The organism is Gemella cuniculi DSM 15828 (genome assembly GCF_000425665.1).
Classification (GTDB): domain Bacteria; phylum Bacillota; class Bacilli; order Staphylococcales; family Gemellaceae; genus Gemella; species Gemella cuniculi.
In genome coordinates, this window is sequence record NZ_AUDW01000027.1 from 17,822 (window position 1) to 42,307 (window position 24,486).

A 24,486-nucleotide genomic window follows, 5' to 3' on the forward strand; every position below is an offset into this window, starting at 1 on the left:
TATGTTGATTATATCATATTATGTCTAAATATTAAAAAACTTTATTAAACAATAATTGTTTAATAAAGTTTTTATTTATCTATGCTTTTTTTCTAGATTTAATAGCCCCAATGATTAATGGAACTAAGCTTATGATAATTATAGCCACTACTACAAGTGAAAAATTATTTTTAACTATTTCAAAATTTCCAAAGAAATAACCTACCGAAATAAATAACGTACACCAACACAATCCACCAAAAAAGTCTATAGTCCTAAATTTTTTATATTCCATTTTCCCTGCACCAACTATAAAGGGAACTATCGTACGAATAATAGGAAAAAACCTTGCTAAGAAAATAGACTTTCCTCCATGTTTTGCTACAAAGTTTTCTGCATCTTTTATATTTTCATCTGATACAAATTTTTTAAACCATGCTCTGCTCTTTAAATAATCCGAAAAATTTCTACCTATAAAGTAGTTGCAATTATCTCCTACAACAGCTGCAGTTATACATAACAGCAATAATAAAAATATGTTGTTTCCTGTTGCTGCCCATAATGCACCACTTGCAAATAGTAACGAATCTCCAGGTAAAAACGGCATAAATACCACACCTGTTTCTATAAATATTATTAAAAATATTATTCCATACATCCACCAAGGTCCATGTTGATTCATAAGTTCTCCTAGATGTTTGTCAATATGCAATACAAAATCAATTAAAAATTTAATCGTATCCACATTATTCCTCCTGTAATCAAATATAAATTAGATTATAACACAGCAACTATATTGTGTCTAATAATCTTCTATTCTTTTATAAATTTTTTCATCTCTGCTATATATTCTTGATTATTATTATGTTTTCTTAAATGATTTAAAACCCCTATTGTCGGTTCACTTACATCTTCTAATTTTCTTCTTGTTTGCCACAAGATTCTTACTTCATCTTCCGAAAGAAGTAACTCTTCTTTTCTTGTAGAACTTCGCAAGAAATCTATTGCAGGATAAACTCTTCTTGTTGCTAATTCAGGAGATAACACAATTTCCATATTACCAGTTCCTTTAAATTCTTCAAAGATTAAATCATCCATACGCGAACCAGTATTTATTAAAGCAGTAGCAATAATAGTTAAACTTCCCCCAGCTTCTACATTTCTCGCAGCCCCAAAAAACGCCTTTGGCTTGTGAAGACTTGATGGATCAACTCCACCACTCAGTACTTTCCCACTAGTTGGTTCTACAATATTATATGCACGAGCCAAACGAGTAATACTATCCATCAAAATTATAACATCTTGCCCTAATTCTACACGTCTTTTAGCATGCTCAATTACTAATTCAGCAACTTTTACATGATTTTCAGAAGTTTCATCAAAAGTAGAACTAACAACATCCGCCCCTTTTACTGAACGTTCCATATCTGTAACTTCTTCTGGTCTTTCATCAATTAAAAGAATAATAAGTTTTTTCTCAGGATAGTTTTTTCTAATAGCGTTAGCTATATCTTTTAGTAATGTTGTTTTACCTACCTTAGGTGGTGCAACTATTAAACCACGTTGTCCAAATCCTATAGGAGCTACTAAATCAACAAATCTTGTTGACAATTTTTCTTTCGTAGTTTCCAACATTATTTTTTCTTCCGGATATATTGGAGTCAGTGCTTGAAAATGTGATCGTCCTTTGGCAACTTCTGCATCTACTCCATTCACAAAATCGACTTGAAGTAATCCTGCATATCTCTCATTTTCACGTGGTTTACGAACTTTTCCAGTTACCTCATCACCTTTTTTCAATTCGAATCTACGAATCTGTGATGCAGAAATATAAATATCAGTTTCTCCTTTTTTGTAGTCTACCGTCCTTAAAAAACCAAAACCATTATCAGGATGAATATCATCTAATATCCCAGTTGCATAATAATGGTCTTCACTTTCTGTTTGTTTTTCCAAAATTGCAAGTACCAACTCTTTTTTATTAAGAGTGTAGTAACGTGGTACTCCTAATTCTTTAGCAAGAACTGTTAATTCTTTAGTAGTCTTACTTTTATACATATCATCAAAACTTTGATTACTCATCTTTTTCACTCATTTCTTTTTTATAATCTTAAACAATACTAATGAGAATATTAGTCAAACCAATATTCTCATCATACATTTTTAAATTTATCTCCTACTTAAAATAACTACAGCTGATAAAATAAATGCAGCTCCGACTAAATCTAACAAACTAAATGTTGTTCCCAAAAGTAGAAATGAAAATATAATAGCAGCTATTGGTTCAAAACAACCAATAATACTTCCTGTTACCGCACCTATTAACTTTATTCCCTCTAAATATACACTAAATGATATAATAGTTCCTATTAAAACAACACCGCTCATACACAAAAAATCTATTATTCCAAAATTATCTGGAATATAAAAGCTACCTGTTCCAAAATAAATCACGGTTCCAGAAATAAACAACCCCCAAGCTATAATAGGTATTACACCATATTTTTTTGTCAATCGTATGGACGAAATATTGTAACTTGCCAATCCAATTGCAGATAAAACTCCCCAAAATAGACCTAAAGTAGAAATAGTAAGTGTACTAAAGTCTAAATGTGTCGCCATTAAAATTACACCACATAGCGAAGCAATTATTGCAATCACTTCACGTAACATTGGAAATCTCTTATTTATAACGCAGTAGTATATCATTATCATAACTGGTCCAGTAAACTGAATCACTGTCGCCATCCCCGCATTCGTGTGCTTAATAGCTAAAAAATATGTCCCTTGACAAATTAATAAACCGAAAAATGAGAAATTTATAAGTCTTAAAGTATCTTTTTTACTCTTGAATACTTCAAATACTGCAGCTTTATCTTTCACAAACAAGATTATTAATAATACTAATCCAGCATAAAACAACCTTGTCGATATCACCCATTTCGAATCTATTTTAGAAACGTTAAGCAAATACTCACCTAACACACCAGACAGACCCCAGCATGTTGCTCCCAAAATTGTCAAAAATGCTCCTTTTTTCATTGTACTCAACTACATATTTCCTCCTAGTGATTAAATAATTTTAGGCTTGAACTTACGGTTTGATTCGATTTTTCAACTACTTCATTATAATTTTCATCTTTGGATAATAAAATACTTGTAAATAAAGTTATCATATTCATTTGTGCAATCATCATATTTCCACAAGTATAAAATTTTGCATTCAAGTTGCTATCGATATAACCAAATGGTGAATACCAAAATCCATAACCAGAATTATTGTTTTCTTTAAAAAATTCTTGTACCATATTTTCTGGATAACCTTTTATAAGAGGAATAGGATACAAAATACTCAGTGCTTTAATTGCTTTTTGTTTGTCCGTTATCTTAGATTTAAAAACAGAATAGACATCCAGTTTTTTGCCCATACGTAATTTATCATCAATAATTTCAAACTCAGTCTCAAAACTTTTTTCTAAATTATTTTTATATTGTCCGATTATATCCTCTTCATCAAACATAATAGCACAATCATCATTAAACAAGTTTTCTTGTTTTAAATATAAATATGCTTTGAAATCAATATTATTAACGTCTAATGATATCAACGGATTTGTTGTTATAAATAAACTTTTTTTGGATTCAAAAGCGATAAAATATCTATTTTTATTCATTAAATATTTTGTTATTGCTCCTAATGACGTATTATTTTCCAATAAGACTAAATTTTTTCTAGAAAGTACTATTCTTTTTAACTCTTTTCTTTCAATTTGAAGAAGTGCAGCTCTTATATTTTCTTGCCAAAGTTCAGGATAAATATCTCTTACTACAGATATTTGTGGTTCATTAGATTGTTCTTCATAATCTTCTAGTTTTTCCAAAAATGCGATTCTTTGATTCCATAATGTAGAAAAATCTTTCTCCTCTTTCATGTTGAAAAATAAGGTGAAATAAATATATTCCTCCTTGAAAACTGCAAGTATCCCTGGAACAACAAATGTTGTATCACTAAATTCTACCCATTCTTGACTGTTTTTATTGTTCCCATCAGAAATTCCACCATATATGCCAAAATACTCATCATCGTGTTCATCAATATCTAAAAATGTAGTTTGAGTTTTCAATTCTTCAAAACCTGAAAGAATACTATTATTATCGAAACTTGTTAGAAAATCATTAGAATCCAAAAGCCAAGTCGCTTCATAACCAATTCCAATTATTGCACTCTTAGTATCTGGTGTTCTCAATATAAATCTTTCTCCCCGTTTATTGGAAAACAAACTTATAAAAAATGATTCGCTGAATGTTTTTTTTATTTTAAATTTTACTACAAGTTTATCATCAAGAACTACATCACTAAAATCATAATCTATAATCCTCTGATAATCATTCATAATATTACCTATCCTTTACTTCTTCATTACAGTTCAACTCTTCTTCACGTTTTTTCACTTCTAGCTGCCTTTGCTTTTGTTTTATTAGTCTATTAACTTCTTCTTCAGATTTATAACTTGCTTCCTTGTCTGTGAAAATAATTAAATTTTTATGTTCATTCAATATTGATAAAATTGTTTTTTCTTCTGTATCTTCTTGTTCAAATAGCTCTGCTATGTATTTTCTTTTATCTGCTCCTGTTACAATTATAAATAAATTTTTTGCAGCTAAAAGATTTTCATATCCTATACTAATTAGTTTGTTACTTCGAATTTCCATTCCCGAATCTTGGAGTTGTTGCTTTTCTCCTTTCGAAAACTCGACTAAATGAACGTCCTTATTCTGTTCATTTGCATATTTGTAATCTAATATTTCTCCATCAGAACCTAATACTATAATAGCTACATCTATCTCATTTTCTTTCAATATTGCTTTATAATTGTTCAATTCTTCTTGATTATCTTCACTATTTATACACTCTGGATAATAAACATTTTTAAAATCAACATCTAATTTTCTTAATAACTCTCTTCTAAAGTATCTATATAATCCAAAATTTTCTTCTATATCTATATCAGAAAATTCTCTTTGCCCCACTAAAATCACATGTTTATAACGATATTTCCCCATTTTATTATCATCTACCATTCTATTAGTAAACTGGGTATTTATTATTTGTTCAGGTAAAGATATTACCGCACCATCTTCTAAATGCTTTTCAAATTCATCATACATTCTATTTAAAACCGCTGTCTCACTATTACAAACTATATATTTCATACTTTCACCTCCATACCAAATTCTATTTGTTTTAACTTACATTATATCATATTTGAAGCCTACTAACAATGACTAGAAATTTTAGAATATTTCTTCTTTTTAATAATTAAATTACTTCACACTGTATTTTTTATTATTAGAAAAGTGTTTCATCATACCTTTAATGCTTTATCTCAATTAACTTCGAAAGTGTATATGAATAAATATATGTTTTTACATTATTTAACCCATAATATTTCTCTACAGCTTCCTTATATATTCTTAATTGTTCACTATGTTTTTCTTTTAATATTTTTTCTCCACTATTTTTGGGCACATTATCTGTTTTATAATCTACTATTACATATTCTTTATCGCTAACACTAATCAATAAATCAACCACTCCTTGCAGAATGACTTCCACATCACTATCACTTTGTTTATAAAGTTCATACGCTTTTTTTGAAGTAGTGAATGCAATTTCTGTTTGACAATTTTTCGAAGATTTTATCATTTTTAATACATCACTTCTCAAAAAATTATTAATTTTTTCTTTATCATCTTCATTATTTATAAGCTGATACTCTTCATTAGTTAGAATTCGTTGTTCTCCTATATTTTTTGTAGTGCTCTGAGTTTTTTCCAAGTTAGAAAGGTAACTATCCATATCACTTATTTCAACGCCTTGTTTTACGTCAAAAACTATTCGTTCAAAAAGTTTATGAATTATGTTCCCCTTCATAATTGCTTTACTCGTACTAGTAACCTTATTTAAATTTGATAATTCAAGATAATTTTTTTTATCTGCACCCTGTTTTTCTTTAATTAGTAGTTCCTCATTTATTTTTTTCAAGGCACTATAAGAGGTTTTTGCTGGAAAAATTTTATTTTTCTTAAGAACTATTCTTTCTTTATCCCCAGTTTCTCTTTTCTCTTTTTTATTAAATTCTTTACAAAAATTTTCTAAATTAAAATTATTTTTATCCTTTAATAATTTTACTTCTTCATGTAAAACTTCATAAATTTCAAACTCAGCATTATGTTCATTCTCATGCTCTGCTCCATCACTATAGAAACACAAAACTACATTTAGAATCTCTTCAAAATTTCTAGCTTCTAAAATAGTTTTTTGTAATGATTCTTCTCTACTTTTTTCATTATTTAAATTTATTCCCTTAGGGCTAACTAAATAAAGTCCCTTTTCTGCACGAGTTAGTGCTACATACAAATTACGAATTTCTTCTTCACGTTCCTTAAGTTTTATTAGAATGGAATTTAAGTTGTAAAGTTTAGAGAGATAATTTGAATTAATCATCGAAATATTATATTTTTCACATAAATTTTCAACATTTACACTAAATCCAAATTCTTCTGTAAACAAAATTTCTCCACTATAACCACGACTACTAAATTTTGTATCAAGATCTGCCACAAAAACAAATTTATACTCTAATCCTTTTGAAATATGAATAGTTGACAAGGTTACACTATTATTAGGTATACGCTTTTTAGTTTCAAAAATTTCCTCATTTTTAATATCTTTTAAATATTCAACAAAATTGCTTAGTTTATTATCAATATTTTGATATTCTTCTACTATATCAACAAAATTTTCATAATAATCAACTTCTTCATCACTAATATCTATTGTAGATAAATAATTAACAAAATCTGTATCATCAACGATCTTTCCTAACAAATCTCTTAATGAATTATTTAAACTAAAATTCAACCATTTATTTAAAATATTAACCGTCGCCAAGTCTTTCCCATCTTCACTATTCTTTAATTTTTCCAACAAGTTTTCTCCAGTACATAATGAAAGTTTCAACAATTCATCGTTACTATAATCAAAAATTTCACTATGTAACAGTGCAAGTAAACTACTATCTCTATTTGTATTATCTAAAAACCTAAAAAGATTATACAATATATTAAAACACATTGAGTTAGTAAAACCTATTTTTTCTTTAAAAAATAAAGGAATATTATACTTTGAAAATACCTTTTTAAAATCTTGCATCTTTGTACTATTTCGTACCAAAATTGCATAATCACTGTAGTTTCTTCCTTCTCCAACACCTCTAAGAATTTCATAAACAATATTTTCAATAGACTGTACTCTATAATCCTTCGTATTCAAAATCTTCTCATTTGTAAAATAATTTATTTCTCCACTTATAAATTGAGTAGGTCTAATTTTAGTATTTTTTTTCTTAACACTTGGGTAATAAAGTGCACTTTCTTCACTATAACTTACCCCTGCATTTTTGTTATTCATCAATCTATTAAATATGTAATTACTACTCTTTAAAATATTTTCCTCACTTCGAAAATTTTCTTTTAGAACAATACAAATCCCTTTGCTTTTTACTTCAAAGTTATAATTTTCTAACGGGTTATAATTTTCTATTCCTAAATTTTCGTAACTATTATATTTTTTTTCAAATAAATCCGGATTTGACCCCCTAAAGCCATAAATAGCCTGCTTAACATCCCCAACTCTAAAGAAATGAACCTCTTCACCTTTTATTAAATTTAGAATATACTCTTGAAGATTGTTATTATCTTGGTATTCATCAACATAAATTTCTAAAAAATAATTCCTATAATATTCTGCAGCCTCTGTTAACACTATTTCTCCATCTTCAAATTTTGTTAGAGCCTTTATTGCAAGATGATTTAAATCAGAAAAATCTAAAAAATTATTTTGACGTTTTTTCTTTAAAAATTCAAAGTGAGATTTTTTCAAAACCTCTTTATAAGCCTCAATAAAATTATTCAAATTAAAAACAATACTAAATATTTCAGCATAAGAAGTCAACTCACTAAAAATATCATTTAATACTTTTGTATCAAAAATATTTTTCTCACTCCCAATCACCTCATTCAATTTTAAAATTATATTATCCAACTGTGAGATTTTTTCCAATGAACTACCAAAAATAGAATTTTCTTCATAACCTACTAAAAAACTTTTCACCTTTTTCTTTCTAACACTATCTAAATTACTCTCTTCAAAAATTTTTTCTATTATACCTTCTACATTGTAATTTTTAATAAATCCCCTTAAAAATTCAGAAAAATCTTTAGCTATCTGCAATGAATTTTTTGTAGTTAGATTTTCTAAACTATTAAACTTTTCTAGCAAATCATAAAAATCATCAAAGTTAAAAAGTGATAATACTTTTTTTGTATTTAATAAAAAATTATTTTCCATATAATTTTCAAAATTAGGTATTGTTAAAAGTTTTTGATAAGTCTCTTGAATAGAAAATATTATATTTTTTCTATCGCCTAATATTGTGAATAAAGAATCCGTGAAATTTGTATTTTGATTAGCATAATATTCCAATACTTGCCCTATTGACTCTATCAAAAGATTCTTACTATTTGGTAGAACACTAAAATTAGGTGATAAATAAATTTTTTCTCCATCTATCTCCTCTTCAACAAGATAATAAAACTTCTTTAAAATGCTTAAACAAAAACTATCTATTGTACTGACATAAGCATCGTTCATAAGCATACGTTGTTTTCTTAAATATCTTCTATCTTCTTCTGAATTTGTATATAAAAGTCTTTCACTTATTTTATTCTCAATCCTCACCAACATATTTTTAGCTGCAGCTGTCGTAAACGTTAAAACTAAAACTTTATCAATATCCCATCTTTCTAATGCAATTTTCCGAGCTATCCTTTCAGATAGGACTTCCGTTTTCCCACTTCCCGCTGCCGCTGCCACTAATACATCAGTTCCTGTTAAAGATATTGCCTGCCATTGTGGTGGAGTTGGTGGATATTTCCTATTTAATGTAAAATCATCCATTTTTTCTATTTTAATCATAAATTTTTATCCTCATAAATAAAATTAACCATCTTTTATTTTAACATAAAGTGGGCACTATGGTATAATATTTTTATTACGATAAAGTTAAAATGATATCTACAATACTTTTTTATTAGTATTATTATTTTAATTTTAAAAAGTCTGAATCTTTAAATTTTTCCTTATTCTCTACTGTACAATATGAGAGTAAGGATATTTAAATAAAATTATATTAAATCAAGCAAAGGTGAACCAAATGAAATACAAACTTTTAACACTAGCACCTATCATAGCTGCTGGTACTTTAATAAAACAAAATAAAAAATTAAAAACAACTCACTTAGATTTAACTTTCAATAATCTACCAAAAAATTTCAAAAATTTCAGAATAGCACATGTTAGTGACATTCATTGTGCAAAGATTGGAATTAGCGATTTATTTTTCTTAGAAAAACTTCGAAAATTTTCCCCAGATATTATTGTTATAACTGGGGATATCCTTGATAATTATAATAATGATATGGATATTGTTTATAATATTCTTTCTCAATTATCAAGCATCACTCCTTGTTATTTTGTATCAGGTAATCATGAATTAAGACTTTTAAAAGAATACGATGAGCTAAAAAAAATATTAAAGAGACTAAATATTACTAACCTAAATAATACAAAAACTTATTTAACAAAAGGAGATGAAAAAATCTGTTTAGTGGGAATCGAAGATTATAATTTTTTCAAAGAAGATGAACTTAATCATAGAGAAAATTTTAAAAATATGCTTTCTAGTTTGTACTCTAAAAATGAATTTAATATCCTTCTTTCTCATCGTCCTGAAAAAATTGATCTTTATGCAAAAACAAATTATAACTTAGTTTTTTCTGGACATGCACACGGAGGACAATGGCAGCTTCCTTTTATTGGAGGAATATTTTCCCCAAGTCAAGGCTTCTTTCCGAAATATATAAAAGGAACTTATATACAAAATAAAACCACTCTCGTTGTTTCTCAAGGCCTTGGTAATAGTTCTTTTCCTATAAGGTTTAACAATCAAATAGAGTTAGTTTTAGTAACTTTGAATAAAAAATAAAATGTTTTTTTAACTTTTTATCTCCATTACTTATATAATTATTTTTTAAATTTTAATTCTACAATAAAGTTTAGGTGCATAAATTTTTCCTATGTACCTAAATTTACTATACAACCAAAATTATTTTTAACAATAAATAAAAAAGACCACAAAAACATAAGGTTCTTCATGGTCTTAAACGTTGTTATCAGTATTATTTTACTGCACTTGTTTTTGGTAATGCTTTTTTCACAGCTTTTTGAGTTGCTGCTGGTTTAGCCGCTGGTTTTGTAGCTTCAGCTGGTTTAGCTGCTGGTTTTGTAGCTTCAGCTGGTGAAACAAGATTTCCATTGATATCACGTTGTTCGTATAACGGGAATTTTTTAGGATCAGCTTTTGGATTTTCATCTTTATTAGCTAAACCTTGTTGGTTGTAGTATAAATCTGCACCATTTGGAGCATCTGTTGCTTTTCCGTTAGCATCTGTTTGAGTGTACATATCGTTTGGTACATCTTTGAACGCGCTAGCTACTGGAGTTGCTAATGTAGCGACAATACCTGCTGCTGCTAAAACTGTTAATAATTTTTTCATCATATTCGCCTCCTTCCCTGTAATATAATTACATTATATATAGATATGCTAATAATGTCAAGAGAAAAAACAAAAAAATAAAGATATTTTTTATAATATTTTTTTATTTCTTTAAAGATTATTCTTTATTTTTTTATCAAATATTAAGGGGGATATTTTTAAGCGTTAACATTTATTTTTTTTATTACAAAACGAGAACTAAGTAAAAATTTATCACTTAGTTCTCGTTTGAAGTTTTTCATTTATTTTTTAAGCAATTATAAATTATTCATACCAACTATTTTTCAAAATACAATTTTTCAAATTTTTCTATTTTTTCCTCAAAACCTTTTAATGCTAATTCTACAGCTTCTGGTTTTGACATATCGACTCCAGCATTTTTTAGGACATTAATTGGATAATCTGAATTTCCTTTCGATAAAAATTCATCAATATATATTTTTGCATTTTGGCTATTTTCTAATATTAATCTTGATAATGCTTGTGCTGCTGAATATCCGGTTGCATACTGATACACATAATAATTATAATAGAAATGTGGTACTCTTGACCATTCATATTTAATTTCTTCATCATAAGTAAATACATCTCCATAATATTTTTTAACAAGATTTAAGTATTCTGTATTTAAGAAATCTGCTGTAATTGCTCCTCCATTTTGCAAATGTACATTAATCAAATGTTCAAATTCTGCAAATTGAGTTTGTCGGTAAACTGTTCCAACAAAACCATGTAGTGCTTCATTAAGAACTCTTAGCATTCCTTCCTTATTACCTTCTTTTTCAAATTTATTGTATAAATATTCTGTCAACAAAGCCTCATTACAAGTTGATGCAACCTCTGCAACAAAAATCGAATAATTCCCATAAACTTCTGGTTGATTTTTACGTGTATAATATGAATGCATTGAATGCCCTAATTCATGAATTAGAGTATACACATCGTTTAAAGTACCATCAAAATTTAGTAAAATAAATGGTTTTGTTGTATATCCTCCCCATGAATAAGCTCCTGAACGCTTACCTTTATTTGGATAAATATCAATCCAACGTTCTTCAAATGCCTTTTTCATATTATTCACATAATCTTCACCCATTGGTTTTACAGCTTCCAAAACTATATCACGTGCTTCCTCAAAAGTAAATTTAATGGGTTCTCCATCAACCATAGATACCGCTCTATCATATAATCTAAACTCTTCGAAACCTTTTGCTTTTTTATGTAGTTCATAATATTTATGCAAAGCTGGAATTTTTTTATTTACTACCTCTACTAAATTATCATAAACTTCTTCTGGTATTAAATTTGAAGATAAGGCGTGGTTTCTTGTTGAAGAATATTTGTGAGTATCCGCATAATACTTTTTAACTTCTAAATTACCTGCTAAAGTAGATGCTAAAGTATTAATATGTTTTTCAAAATATTCATACAAAGAAAAGAAAGTATTTTTTCTAAGAATTCTATCCGTACTCTCCATATATGTTCCATAAGTTCCATGTGTTAAAGTATGTTTATTGCCATCTTTATCATAAACATCATTAAATATCACATCTGTATTATTCAATGCAGCAAAAGTTTCGTCACTTGAACGAAGTGCATCACCAGCCATCGCTATTAATTTTTCTTGTTCAGGAGCTAGTGTGTGTGGACGTTTTTTATTTAATTTCTCCATTTCAAATTTATAAAGTTTAAGTTCTTCCAATTCTTCTAAATATCCATCAATGATCTTTTCGTCAACTGAAAGAAGCTCTGGAGTTAAAAATGCCCACTCTGCTCCGTATTTAGAATATAAGCCCATAGTTTTTGCATACAATTCCACACTGGTTGCATCTGTACTATCTTGATCTTTTTTTAAATGAGCGTAAATCAATAACTCTTCAATTTTTAACATCCACTTTTCAGATGTTTTAAAAATCTCCAATAGTGCAGCTGCTCCTTCTTTTACTTTCCCTTGATAATTTTTAATTTCAGGAATAAAATTTTCTACTTCTCTAAACTGTTTCCAAAAATCTTCGCTAGTGGGAAAGATAGATTCTAAATCCCAGGTATTCTCTAGTTTTTGATCTTTCCTTAATAATTCTGCCATACTATTTCTCCTTATATAAATCAAAATTTCAAAGTAATTTAGAAAATTCTCCTTTGTTAAAACTTTAAGAGTTTATAATCAGAAAATTCCTAATTACTTATTTATAATTATAGCATATGTTTAAAGAATTTTGTATGAAATCCCATGAAAATTCTGACTATATTTCCTCTATAACTACATTTATAAATAATTTGTAGAATGTAAAAATTAATAATAACAAGGCATAACTTTTTTCTCTAATTTTATATTTCCGAATTTTCCTTAGCTAAATTAGCTGGACTATCTTTAAGCAAAAGAATCTATTATAAATAAAATATAAGTCCTTGGTTAAATAGTAATATTATTATTTAACTTTATTTAGAACAAAAACAACATAAAAAAACTAACCATTAAAAACTTATTTACGCTCTTAGTGGTTAGTTCTTTTAACATATTCTTGATAAAATTGTTATATTTTATTTTTTTAAAATCATATGGTCGTAGTTTTCATGTCCAATATATATTTCACAATCTTTTTTAAAGCCATAGTTCTCATAAAGTTTTCTTGCACCATGATTAGATTGAGCAACATTTAAACTTTTTAACTTATACTCTAAATCTACAAATTCAGTTAAAAGTTTATTTCCTATTCCTTTTCCTCGATTTTCTGAAAAAACATACAATGTGTCTAAATAATATTCATTTTCTAACATTTCATCATAATCAAAAATTATTGTATCGGGTTTTAAACCAAATTTCCTTATTACATTTTCAAACCAAAAACTTTGCATTTCATCTAATTTGTCATAATGATAGCCAAAAGAAAATCCTAGTATATTATTATTTTCTTCATAAACTGTACAATATTTATAACTAAATCTATCTTCAGTTGATTCAAAAACATAAGTTAAAATTTTATAGAATTCATCTTTAGATACTTCTTTCAATATATCTAGTTCCAATGATTCTATAAATTCTCCTAGACCTTCTAGAATTTTCTTGTCATTTATTGTTGCTTTTCTAATCATAATGCCTCTCGTAACTTTAATAAATATTAATTTTGTTTTAAGTTTCTAAATTGATACTTTTATTTCATCTCGTTCTAAAGTAGTTCCATTTAAAATTCTATTTTTATAAGATATGCTTGCTGGTGAATTTTCGTCCCAACAAATTTCAAACCACTCTAAAAAATCATCAATAGAAAAATCAATTTTAACAAGTTCTACATAAATATCTGCTATCTTTTCGGAAATAATTGCTTCTTTATGCTGTGATTTTGCAATTCTAGTTATCAATCCATAAGTAGTACCTTTAAGATTTGCCATTCCTGCCGCTCCATTATTGACAACTATATTTTTTCCATTATTATAGAGTGCAGGCAAACATGTATGTGTTGTAGCTAGTATATCCACATTATTTTTAACAAACCAACTATCTAATTCATTTTGTCGAGTTTTATTTTTTAAATTATCATGTGAACATTCCCAACCTGACATACTCTTTTCATCGCCATGAGTTATGGCAACCTTTTTGCCAAATAAATCTATAACCATAGTTTTTGAACGTTTTTTTATTTCTTTCAAAACACTATCTTCTGTCAGATTATTTTTCATCATATTATGAATAATATTTGAACGCTCTACTACTCCACTATCTACATTTTTAGGATAATTACAACCACAACCTAAAAAATTATTTTTACTAATTAATTCATACTCAACATTTCCTAATAATTTTATCGAATTTTTTGATAAATTCTCTATTTTTAAAAAGTCATCTTTCTGAACATCAAACCAATGCATATCCCCATTAAAAATGATCTGTGCATTTTCTTTTTTAGAAAAATTATTAATTATATCAAGAGCAAATCTATTTCCATAAAGTCCGCCAACTATGTACACAACTTCTTTATCAATTTTTTTTACTTTTTCTAACCAGTCTTTTTTCAAAATATAATCTATTGAACAATTTCTACCTTTTTCTTCCATACTATTTTCCTTTAGCAAATACTCCTGGAATAACATATCCTAGTGTACATAAAATTAATCCGTATAAGTTTACACCTAGAAGTAAAGCACTCTTACCATTACCTATTGCCCAACTAGCTGGAATTAAATTAATTGTTAATAAAACCCCTAAAACAATCCCAATCCAAAAACTTAAGTGAAAACCTAGTTTAGTCGGTTTAACAAAACCATGAAGTAAAAATATTGGTGCTAATCCAATTACCATTGTACCACTAATAGTTGTTGCTTTTAAAATATCGGTTCCCATAATCATAGGAAGATTACCTACAATAGCGAACACAATCATAAATACAATCGCAATTAGTTTTGGATTTTTCAAAGGTTTTCCTGCCATTTCGGGTAAATCTTTAGCAGTCAATTTACCTAAACTTGCAAATGTTGAATCAAGTGTAGAACCAGCAGCTGAAACCATAACCACTATCATTGCAAAATATCCTGCAATACCTAAAGTTTTTCCAAGTGCAGCAGGAACATTACTGCTTACTTCCATTCCAATTAATTTTGCGTGAATACCAATAAAACTAAACACTAGAATAGAAATAAATCCTAAAATTCCTGAAACAAAAAATGCACGTAACATAGTTTTTTCATTCGCAATAAATCCTCTATCTGTTAATACTGGATCGTGAAATGGGTAACTAAATAATTGTAAAATAGTAACTAATAACATATCAACACCTGCATTCATAGCCCAAGAACCTGATGTTACAAAATCAGAAATACTATGTTGTGGTAAGATTAAAGTCACTACCCAACCTACGAAGAAAATAAAAATTATCGCTTGTATGACATCAGTAACAATGGAACTTCTAAGTCCACCTAATACAGTGTAACCTAACGTAATAGCTGTAAATAAAATTGCTGAAATAATAAATTCTTTACTTCCTGATTTTCCATAATACCCACCAACTACTGATGTATTACTCCAAACTTCGTTAAAAAGACGAATTAAAATTGCTGCAGAAAAAGCAACTGAAGCAGCTTTTCCATAATTAGAATTTAAAAAACTAACTAATCCTTTAGCTTGATACTTTCTTCTTAAGCGATAAATAGCAAGTCCACAAATTGGAATACATAACCAATATGTAGCATATGCTAATCCTCCAACAAATCCATATTGTGCCCCAAGATTTGCAGCATTAGTAACAGATTTCGCAAAAATCCAACTTATAAAAATACTCAGCATCAACATCATTTCAGTTGGCTTTTCTCCTTTATTACTATCACCTTTAAAAAATCCTGCTTCATTAACTTTCTTTGGGGACAACATAAACATAATAAATCCATAAACTACTAAAAATCCCCAAAATAAATACCCTGTTATTCCTTCCATTAATTGATCTCCTTTTATTTAATTTTTTTATTTTTATTAATACATCTGATATTATACAAACTAATTGATTACAAATATTTATAGAAGAAAAAATTTTTTCTTCTATAAATATTGCTATTACTTTATTTTCTTTATTCCACTTCACCAAAACTAGCATATCTTGCAAATGATGGTTCATAATTCCTTACTTTATATCCTAATTCTTCCAATATTACCGCTACATAAGATGCACGAACCCCAGTTGTACAATACGTAATTTGTATTTTTTCTTTATTAAGACCCTTTTCTTTAAAATAATTTTCTAATTCTGGCCTTGATTTTATAAAACCGTCTTGATTTACTAGTGAATTAAATGGTAAAGATATAGCGTTTGGGATATGCCCTGCCTTATTTTCTCCGTAGATAACTCGCCCATTATATTCGACTTCTAATCTAGTATCTAAGATTTGAACATTATCATCATCTAATAATGTCAGCAATTCTTCTGTAAATATAGACTTAGAATTATCAGTTGCCGCTTCTCTTTCTACAGAAGAAACATTTACTCTATCAATTGAAGGATTATAATTTTTATTGAATCCTAGTTTTTCTATTTTTTCAAAACCACCATCAATAATTTTTATATTATCAAATCCCACATAGTCAAAAGTATAGATCAAACGTCCTTCATCACCAAAGCCACGATCTGGCATAGTAAAACCATAAACTAAAACTTCAGAATTACTTTCTATACCTAAAATTTTAAAAATTTCTCTGTAGTTTTTTCTACTAAGAAGTTTACCCAATTCTTCACCACCGAATTCCCCTAATAAACTTATATCTGTCCAATCAACAACTATCGCTCTATCATACATTAAAGAATTTTCTTCTAACATTCCTCCACGTGCGTCAATCACAACAATATTTTTGTTATCTCTATTCTCCAATAAATATTCTACATCCACTAGTTTTTCAAAATTAAAATTCGTCATAAATTTTCCTCCTTTCTTAAGTTTTAATCATAAGGATTATTATAACATATTTAAAAATAAAAATCATATTTTTAATATATAATTTCTATTTAAATAACATATATTTTGTAGTAAAACACTTCTCAAAATAAATTTATTTCATCAAATTATTGATCAATCATCAAATCGTAATAAATACTATTTACAAAAAATAAATAATGTGTTAAAATAAATCGGAATGCTTTTGAAATAAAAAATTAAGGAGAAATATATGAACAAAAATAAAAAAAACTTAGTTTTGGGAACTTGTGGTACCTTGGCAGTTACTCTTGCATGTTATGGCGGTTATCAATACGGAAAATATTCAACAAATAATAATGTTACACCCACTCTTCAAAATATTTCGCAAGTGAAAAAAATAGCTTATGCGGATAAAATTAATGATACTGTAGTTACAGAAATTACTGAAGATGGCTATGTTGCTATGCATGGCGATCACAGTCATTTTGAAAAAGGTTTGGTTCCTTACAATGCAAAAATTTTAGATAAACTTGTTTATAAAGATAAAAATTATAAATTGAAAGATGAAGATATCCAATATGAACTTGCACAAGGTTATGTTATAAAAATAAATGGAAAATTCTACTACTATCCTAAAGAAGGGATTGAGCAAACAAATATTGTTGATGAAGAAACTGCAAAAAATATTTCTTCTTCATCTCATCATCATTCGCACTCTTCCAGTGAAAAAGAAGATAACTATAAATTCAATCCAAAAGATATCGTAAGTGAAACTGCGGATGGTTATGTAGTTCGTCATGGTGATCACTACCATTATATTAAAAAAAGTGACTTAAGTGCTGCAGAACTTGCACAAGCTCGTGCTAATGGTGTAAATAATGTTTTATCAAGCTCTACTGCAGGTATAACTCATCCTACTAGTGATGGCTATATTTTCAAAGGAGAAAGTGACATTATTGGTAGAAATAGCTTTGGTTTTATTGTTAAACATGGCAGTCATAATCATATTATTCCATTTAGTGCTCTTCGTGGTACAAAATGGGAGTATTTACTTTCTAACAACAGCCAAAATAATAGTTATCAAAGCAAACCACTTGTAAACAATCAAAATAACAGTCACTCTTCTGATAATGATGGGTATGTTTTTGATCCAAAAGATATAGTTGCTGAAGATGAAAATGGATATACAGTTCGTCATGGCGATCATTATCACTACATTCCGAAAACAAAAAATAATAACTCTAGACAACAACAAAATAATAATAATCCTATTCCAAGTGTCCCAGATTTAAAACCTTCTATACCTGAAAAAGAAAATAACAATAATAATTCATCTGCTAATAAATATTCAGGTATCTTGAAGTTTTCTGGTGTTCACTATAAGACTAGTGACGATTTTATTCTTGATTCAAATAGTATAACTTCCACTACTTCTTCTGGATTATTAGTTACACACAATGGACATACACACTTTATATTTTACTATCAACTAGTTAATAGCAAGTTTGAAAATCTTATCCCATTTCAACATTTAGCTGCAGCAAAAGAAGAATATTCTAAATTAGAAAACGAAGTTCTTTCTAAAATTGATTATCTTTCTAAAAAATTAAATCTACCAAAAGATAAATTTAGTTTTGTTATTACCAATGATGGTAGTGCTATTAAATATAATGACACTATTGTTTTACTAAAAAATATTAACAAAGAAACACCGTCTGAAAATAATATTGATAATGAAATACAAGAAAAAATAAATTACTTAGCCAAACTACTTAATATCGATAAAAAATTAATTAAAATTATCGAAACAAAAGATGGTAAAGCACTAGTATATCCACATGGTGATCATACTCACACTATACTACTAAGTGAAATTCATCCTGGAGATGATAGTAATATTCTAAATGAAGAAATTCAAAAACAAATAGATTATATTGCTGATGTTTATGGTGTCCCAAAAGAGGCAGTCAAGGTTACTAGAGACTTCTTTATCTTTAACGAACCATCACATGAATATGACCCTACTCACATTCATCCTTATTTAATTCCTAGAAATAAATTCAAAATTCCAGAAGTTACAGGAGATCCAGAAGTTGACTTCGAACAAGAATTACTTGCTCTTTCTGAACGTACAGGAATAGATCCTGATAAAATAAAAGTAGAAGATAATAAATTTGTCATTCCACATGGTTCGCATAATCATTACGTTAAAATAAAATCTGGCGGTGCTGAGGCTTATTTTAAAAATAAGATTCCTAATATTATCGGACCATTCGTTAACGGAGATTTTGATAAACAGACAGTGTTTGATAAAATCGATAAATTAATTTCTGATAATGAGACTATTAATAAAGATAATAAAAAACAAATAAATCGTATTAATCGTGCTTTAAAACAATTAAAAGCTAGTGTTGATGAATTACCAACTAACTCAACAAAAGGTTACCTTACTATGCTAGAAAATTTTGATAAAAAATATATTCACATCGATAATACTAACAACAACTCTACCGATGAAGAATTTATAAAAAAATATAATGAACTGCTTACTAAGGTGAAAAATAACAATATTGAACGTTTTGGATTATCAAAATCTAATTTAATTGATGAATTAAATAACGCAAGCTCAAATCATGATACAAATACATTTACAAAAATTGAGCATCTTTTCAATGAAATTTCAAAATTTGATTCTCAAGCTGGGCCAACCGCATTAAGTTATATTAATTACTTCTTAGAAAATATTGACAGTGATAAAATTGATAACAACCTAAGAGAAGAATTAGCTTATCTTATTAAAACTATCTATGAAAGTGAAGCACAAATTTCCGAATCAAAAGTAGAAGAATTAGTTGGTAGACTTATAAATGCGAAAAATATTCTCCACTATTCCCTACTTCATGGAAAAGAAAGAAAAGCAACATTTGGAGAAAATTACAACAAGTTAAACAATAAAGATGAAAACGGAAAATCTATTCGTTTGGCTGCTGAAAGTTTCGTTAATGAAGTAAAAGATTTCCTTCCCAACTTAGAATTTTCTACAGCAAAATATCCTGATAATTTTGATTTAACAAATAATAATTCTAATACCGAAGAAGACATTATTCAGAAAAAAATAGAATATCTAGCTAAAAGTTTAGGCATTGATAAAAACACTATTCAAGTCATTGATACCGAAAAAGGAAAAGCCCTTTTATATCCACATGGTGATCATACACATAGTATTTTACTTGATGATATAGATTTAAATAAACCTATAGAAGATCCACATGCTAATAGTGGTGCTGAAACTCTTAAAAAATTAGGTTTTGATGATGATATTATCCACGATATTCAGCATGCAACAGCTGATACAAGCTTTCCTGAAAATGAAACTGATACAGAAAAAATGAAACAATGGTTAGCAACTGTTAAATATTTGAATATTGGGCAAAATAAAGATCCACTTAAACGTAAAGGTCTTGAACTTATGCCAAATATTGAAATTTTAGGTGTAGGTTTTACTCCTATTGATGATATTACTCCAGTTTATAAATTTAAAAAATTAAAACAATTATATTTAACTAAAACTGGTATAAAAGACTACTCATTCTTAAAAAATATCCCTACTTTAGAAGGTATAGATTTTTCACAAAATGATGTTAATGATATTACATTCTTAAAAGACTATCCAAATTTAAAAGTTGTTGCAGCTGCTGGTAATAATATTGAAAATATCGAATCATTAAAAAATTTATCTAACTTAGAATCTCTTAACTTAGATAACAATAATATCAGTGATATTTCAGCACTAAAAAATCTATCAAAACTCAAAGCTGTAAGTTTAGAAAATAATAAATTAACAAAATTAGATGCACTCAATGGTAAAAAAGATTTAACACGCCTATTTTTATCAAACAATTCTAATCTTGAATTATCTACACTAAATGTGGAATCTTTAGAAGAACTTACTGTGAACAATAGTAATATTAGAGATTTATCAGTAATCAAAAATTTACCGAATCTTAAAACTCTCGTAGCTAATGACAATAAAATTAATACACTAAAACATTTAAATGATACTAATAAATTAGAAACATTACAAGTTAATAATAACTTAATTGAAAATCTTAATATTGAAAATAATTCTCTTAAATCTTTAGAAATAAAAAATAATAAACTAGAAAATCTTGAAGGTATAGACAAAATAAGTCAATTAGAAAATCTTGATGCTAGTAAAAATAATATTTCTAATCTACCTAAAGCAAAACAAAATTCATTAATAAACCTTAACTTAAGTGATAATAAAATAACCTCATTAGATGGAATTAATAATTTTAGCACCCTTAAGTATTTAAGCATAGCTAATAACTATATCTCAAGCCTAAAACTTAATGAAAAAAATAAAACTCTTGAATATTTAGATATTAGTAGGAATAATCTTTCTTCTACAGAACTAAATATTCCTAATGGAAAAAATATCCCTGATGGTATATCCAAAAACTTTGAAAAAGTAGATGGTGGTTCTATAAAAGACAATTATGAATTAACACAAAAATATCTTACTGATGAAGCACAAAAACTTCAGGATCAAATAGAAAAACTTAAAAATGAAAAGAAACTAAATTCTAATGTTGCAGCTAAATTAAAACAAGAAGCAAGGGTTGTTTCCCTTGATATCGAATACAGCGTTGATAAATCTAAAAACAAATTAATTACTGCAAATAGAGAACTAAACGCCATAAAAGAAAAACTAGAAACTGCACTTAAAGAACAAGAAAACAATCCTAGCAATTCAGATAACAATGTTGAAGAAAATAACTCTAATAAAACAGAAGATAATTTTGAATTTAATGTAGAAAACATTATTTCTGAAGATGAAAATGGATATGTAGTTAAGCATGGTGACCACAATCATTATGTTAGAAAAGATAGTTTAACTAAAGAACAGTTAGAAAAAGCTAAACAATTTTTAAAACAAAAAGAACAAGAAAATAATTCCAATAATCTTACCAAAGCAGAAATCAACAACAAAAAAAATTATATCGCTCTATTCTACGGACTACAAACTAATGATATAAAAGTTGAAAATAACTACTTAGTATTCAAATATAATGGTACAGAAAAAAAATTAGCTTTAAACGAAATTGTTGTTCCAAACATGTCAAATGATTTAGAGGAAGATTTCGAAAGTGAATTAGAAACATTAGCAAAAAGTATGGGATTATCAGCGGATAACATACAAATTCAAGATGGACAAATGATTGTAAATCATGGTGATCACAATCACTACTATCCAATCAAAAGTCCAGGTTGGAGATTGTATCTACAAAACAAAATTCCATACATAGAAATTCCGAAGATTTCCGGTGAAGTAGATGAAGCCATAGTTAACAATAAAATAACAGAACTTGAAAATAAAGCTCGTTCTATTTTTCAAAATAAACCTGGAAAACTTCGTCGCACTCTTGCTTGGTTAAAACATTTTAGAGAATTTAATTTACCTTGGCACTTAACCGCCACTGAAGGTTATTTTAAAGCATTAGAAACTTTTGAAAAAACTCAATTAAAATAGAAAATTCACTTGACAAAACACTTATAAATAAAGTAAAATTATCTTAAATAAATATTAAAATTTGATTATAGACATATTTTAATCTAAGAGTTTTTCAGAGAAGGTGTGGTTGGTGAAAACACCTAAAGTTCATTTTAAAATTCTACTATAAAGTTAAATCAAATTTATTTTTAAAGAATCCGGTGGATTGAATTTGGGTGGAACCACGATACTAGTCGTCCCTTACGTTTTGTGAACGTAAGGGATTTTTATTTTAAAACTCAATTAAAGTTTTTACATAATTGAGTTTAATAAATTTTATAAATAAGGAGAATTTATATGTTAGATATTAAATTATTTAGAGCAAATCCAGAAATGGTAAAACAAAAATTAGCAGCACGAAATTTAGAAACTGATGTTGTCGATTTACTTATTGATCTTGATAAAAAACGTCGTTCATTACTAGTTAAAGTAGAAGATTTAAAAGCACTTCGTAATAAAAAAAGTGAAGAAATAGCTATATTAAAAAGAAAACGTGAAGATGCAACAGATGTTATCACTGAGATGAAAAAAGTGTCTGATGAAATTACCAGTCTTGATATTGAAGTCAAACAAATTTCAGAAGAAATTCATGAAAAAATTATTCGCATCCCTAACTTAATTTCTGATGAAACTCCTATTGGAGAGGATGAAGATGAAAACATTGAAGTCCGCCGTATTGGACAAATCAGAGAGTTTAATTTCGAGCCTAAGGCACATTGGGATTTAGTTGAAGAATTAGATATTGCTGACTTTGAACGTGCTGCTAAAATATCTGGCAGCAGATTTGTTTTTTACAAAAAAGCTGGTGCTATGTTGGAACGTGCATTAATTAATTTTATGATTGATACACATGTCGTTGAACATGGTTATGAAGAATTTATGGTTCCTCAGCTTGTTAATAGAACTGCACTATTTGGTACAGGTCAATTCCCAAAATTTGTTGAAGATGTGTACACTGTAGAATCTGAAGGATTAACACTTATTCCTACTGCTGAAGTACCATTAACTAATTACTATAACAATGAAATTTTGAGCGAAGACATGCTTCCAAAAGGCGTTACTGCATTTAGTATTTGCTTTAGATCCGAAGCAGGAAGTGCTGGGCGTGATACGCGTGGTTTAATCAGACTACACCAATTCAATAAAGTAGAAATGGTTCGTTTTGCTAAACCTGAAAATTCTTATGAGCAACTTGAGATTATGACTGGGCACGCCGAAAGTATTCTTAAAAAATTGAATTTACCTTATCGTGTCATTACTTTGTGTTCAGGTGATACTGGATTCTCTAGTGCTAAAACTTATGATATTGAAGTTTGGTTACCAAGTTATAATGCTTATAAAGAAATCAGCTCTTGCTCTAACTGTACAGACTTCCAAGCTAGACGTGCTAATATGCGCTTCAAACGTGAGGATACTGGAAAAATTGAATTTATCCATACTTTAAATGGTTCTGGACTTGCGGTTGGGCGTTGTCTTGCAGCAATTATAGAAAATTATCAAAACGAAGACGGATCTATTACTGTTCCTGAAGTACTTCGTCCATATATGAGAAATATTGAAAGAATAGAAAGATATTAAAGTTTAATAATGATAAGTTGTAAAATAAAGTGCAACAGTAAGACATAAAAAAAGACTCATAAAGAACAATCGTGTAAAATGTTAATAACGACAAAAACATCACGGAGGTTCATATATGAGTTATAAATATCTTACCATAAAACAAAGAAATAATATAGAAATATTACTTGAAGAAGGCTATTCTATGAGAAAAATAGCTAAGAAAATAGGAGTAAATGTATCAACAATATCACGAGAAATAAAGAGATGTAAAGATGGAACTTATACTTCAGAAGAAG

General features: G+C 27.9%; 16 protein-coding genes. 4 read left to right on the forward strand and 12 right to left on the reverse strand.

Annotated elements, in window-relative coordinates:
* Positions 1 to 79: 79 nt before the first annotated feature.
* The 6 genes from H612_RS0103935 to H612_RS0103960 all read right to left on the reverse strand — a co-directional run bounded on the left by H612_RS0103935 (position 80) and on the right by H612_RS0103960 (position 9,019).
* Complete coding sequence (locus tag H612_RS0103935; RefSeq protein WP_027130270.1) at positions 80 to 724, reverse strand: VTT domain-containing protein; 645 nt, start codon at positions 722 to 724, stop codon at positions 80 to 82.
* 68 nt (positions 725 to 792) lie between these two features.
* The gene (gene rho / locus H612_RS0103940; RefSeq protein ID WP_035500290.1) at positions 793 to 2,061 is read right to left on the reverse strand and encodes a transcription termination factor Rho; all 1,269 of its coding nucleotides are present in this window, start codon (positions 2,059 to 2,061) and stop codon (positions 793 to 795) included.
* Positions 2,062 to 2,148: 87 nt separating this feature from the next.
* Positions 2,149 to 3,021, reverse strand: a complete 873-nt coding sequence (locus H612_RS0103945) for a DMT family transporter (protein WP_245570449.1) — start codon at positions 3,019 to 3,021, stop codon at positions 2,149 to 2,151.
* Between the two features lie 23 nt (positions 3,022 to 3,044).
* Positions 3,045 to 4,373 carry a hypothetical protein gene (locus H612_RS0103950; RefSeq protein WP_027130273.1) on the reverse strand — a complete coding sequence of 443 codons (1,329 nt, stop codon included), beginning with the start codon at positions 4,371 to 4,373 and terminating at the stop codon, positions 3,045 to 3,047.
* A 4-nt stretch (positions 4,374 to 4,377) separates the two neighbouring features.
* A complete protein-coding gene (locus H612_RS0103955) occupies positions 4,378 to 5,193 on the reverse strand; it encodes a 6-phosphogluconolactonase (protein WP_027130274.1) in 816 nt (271 codons plus the stop codon).
* Positions 5,194 to 5,353: 160 nt separating this feature from the next.
* Positions 5,354 to 9,019, reverse strand: coding sequence for a UvrD-helicase domain-containing protein (locus H612_RS0103960; RefSeq protein WP_027130275.1), 3,666 nt, complete (start codon positions 9,017 to 9,019; stop codon positions 5,354 to 5,356).
* A gap of 238 nt (positions 9,020 to 9,257) precedes the next feature.
* Between H612_RS0103960 and H612_RS0103965 the strand changes: the two genes are divergently transcribed.
* Positions 9,258 to 10,088 carry a metallophosphoesterase gene (locus H612_RS0103965; protein ID WP_027130276.1) on the forward strand — a complete coding sequence of 277 codons (831 nt, stop codon included), beginning with the start codon at positions 9,258 to 9,260 and terminating at the stop codon, positions 10,086 to 10,088.
* A gap of 193 nt (positions 10,089 to 10,281) precedes the next feature.
* On the opposite strand, the gene H612_RS10170 is transcribed toward H612_RS0103965, so the two are convergent.
* From H612_RS10170 to H612_RS0103995, 6 genes are all read right to left on the reverse strand, one after another.
* Positions 10,282 to 10,659, reverse strand: coding sequence for a hypothetical protein (locus H612_RS10170; protein WP_027130277.1), 378 nt, complete (start codon positions 10,657 to 10,659; stop codon positions 10,282 to 10,284).
* 277 nt (positions 10,660 to 10,936) lie between these two features.
* Positions 10,937 to 12,745, reverse strand: coding sequence for an oligoendopeptidase F (gene pepF, locus H612_RS0103975; protein WP_027130278.1), 1,809 nt, complete (start codon positions 12,743 to 12,745; stop codon positions 10,937 to 10,939).
* 455 nt (positions 12,746 to 13,200) lie between these two features.
* Positions 13,201 to 13,752 carry a GNAT family N-acetyltransferase gene (locus tag H612_RS0103980; RefSeq protein WP_027130279.1) on the reverse strand — a complete coding sequence of 184 codons (552 nt, stop codon included), beginning with the start codon at positions 13,750 to 13,752 and terminating at the stop codon, positions 13,201 to 13,203.
* A gap of 45 nt (positions 13,753 to 13,797) precedes the next feature.
* A complete protein-coding gene (locus H612_RS0103985) occupies positions 13,798 to 14,712 on the reverse strand; it encodes a hypothetical protein (protein ID WP_027130280.1) in 915 nt (304 codons plus the stop codon).
* A 1-nt stretch (position 14,713) separates the two neighbouring features.
* A complete protein-coding gene (locus tag H612_RS0103990) occupies positions 14,714 to 16,084 on the reverse strand; it encodes a sodium:solute symporter family transporter (protein ID WP_027130281.1) in 1,371 nt (456 codons plus the stop codon).
* A gap of 131 nt (positions 16,085 to 16,215) precedes the next feature.
* Positions 16,216 to 17,055 carry a sulfurtransferase gene (locus H612_RS0103995; protein ID WP_027130282.1) on the reverse strand — a complete coding sequence of 280 codons (840 nt, stop codon included), beginning with the start codon at positions 17,053 to 17,055 and terminating at the stop codon, positions 16,216 to 16,218.
* Positions 17,056 to 17,305: 250 nt separating this feature from the next.
* Between H612_RS0103995 and H612_RS10055 the strand changes: the two genes are divergently transcribed.
* The 3 genes from H612_RS10055 to H612_RS10480 form a co-directional block, all read left to right on the forward strand.
* Positions 17,306 to 22,609: a pneumococcal-type histidine triad protein gene (locus tag H612_RS10055; protein WP_051210134.1), complete on the forward strand. Its 5,304-nt coding sequence runs from the start codon at positions 17,306 to 17,308 to the stop codon at positions 22,607 to 22,609.
* A 318-nt stretch (positions 22,610 to 22,927) separates the two neighbouring features.
* The gene (gene serS / locus H612_RS0104005) at positions 22,928 to 24,208 is read left to right on the forward strand and encodes a serine--tRNA ligase (protein ID WP_027130283.1); all 1,281 of its coding nucleotides are present in this window, start codon (positions 22,928 to 22,930) and stop codon (positions 24,206 to 24,208) included.
* 115 nt (positions 24,209 to 24,323) lie between these two features.
* Positions 24,324 to 24,486: helix-turn-helix domain-containing protein (locus tag H612_RS10480; RefSeq protein WP_156882775.1), on the forward strand; the 163-nt coding region annotated here is incomplete at its 3' end.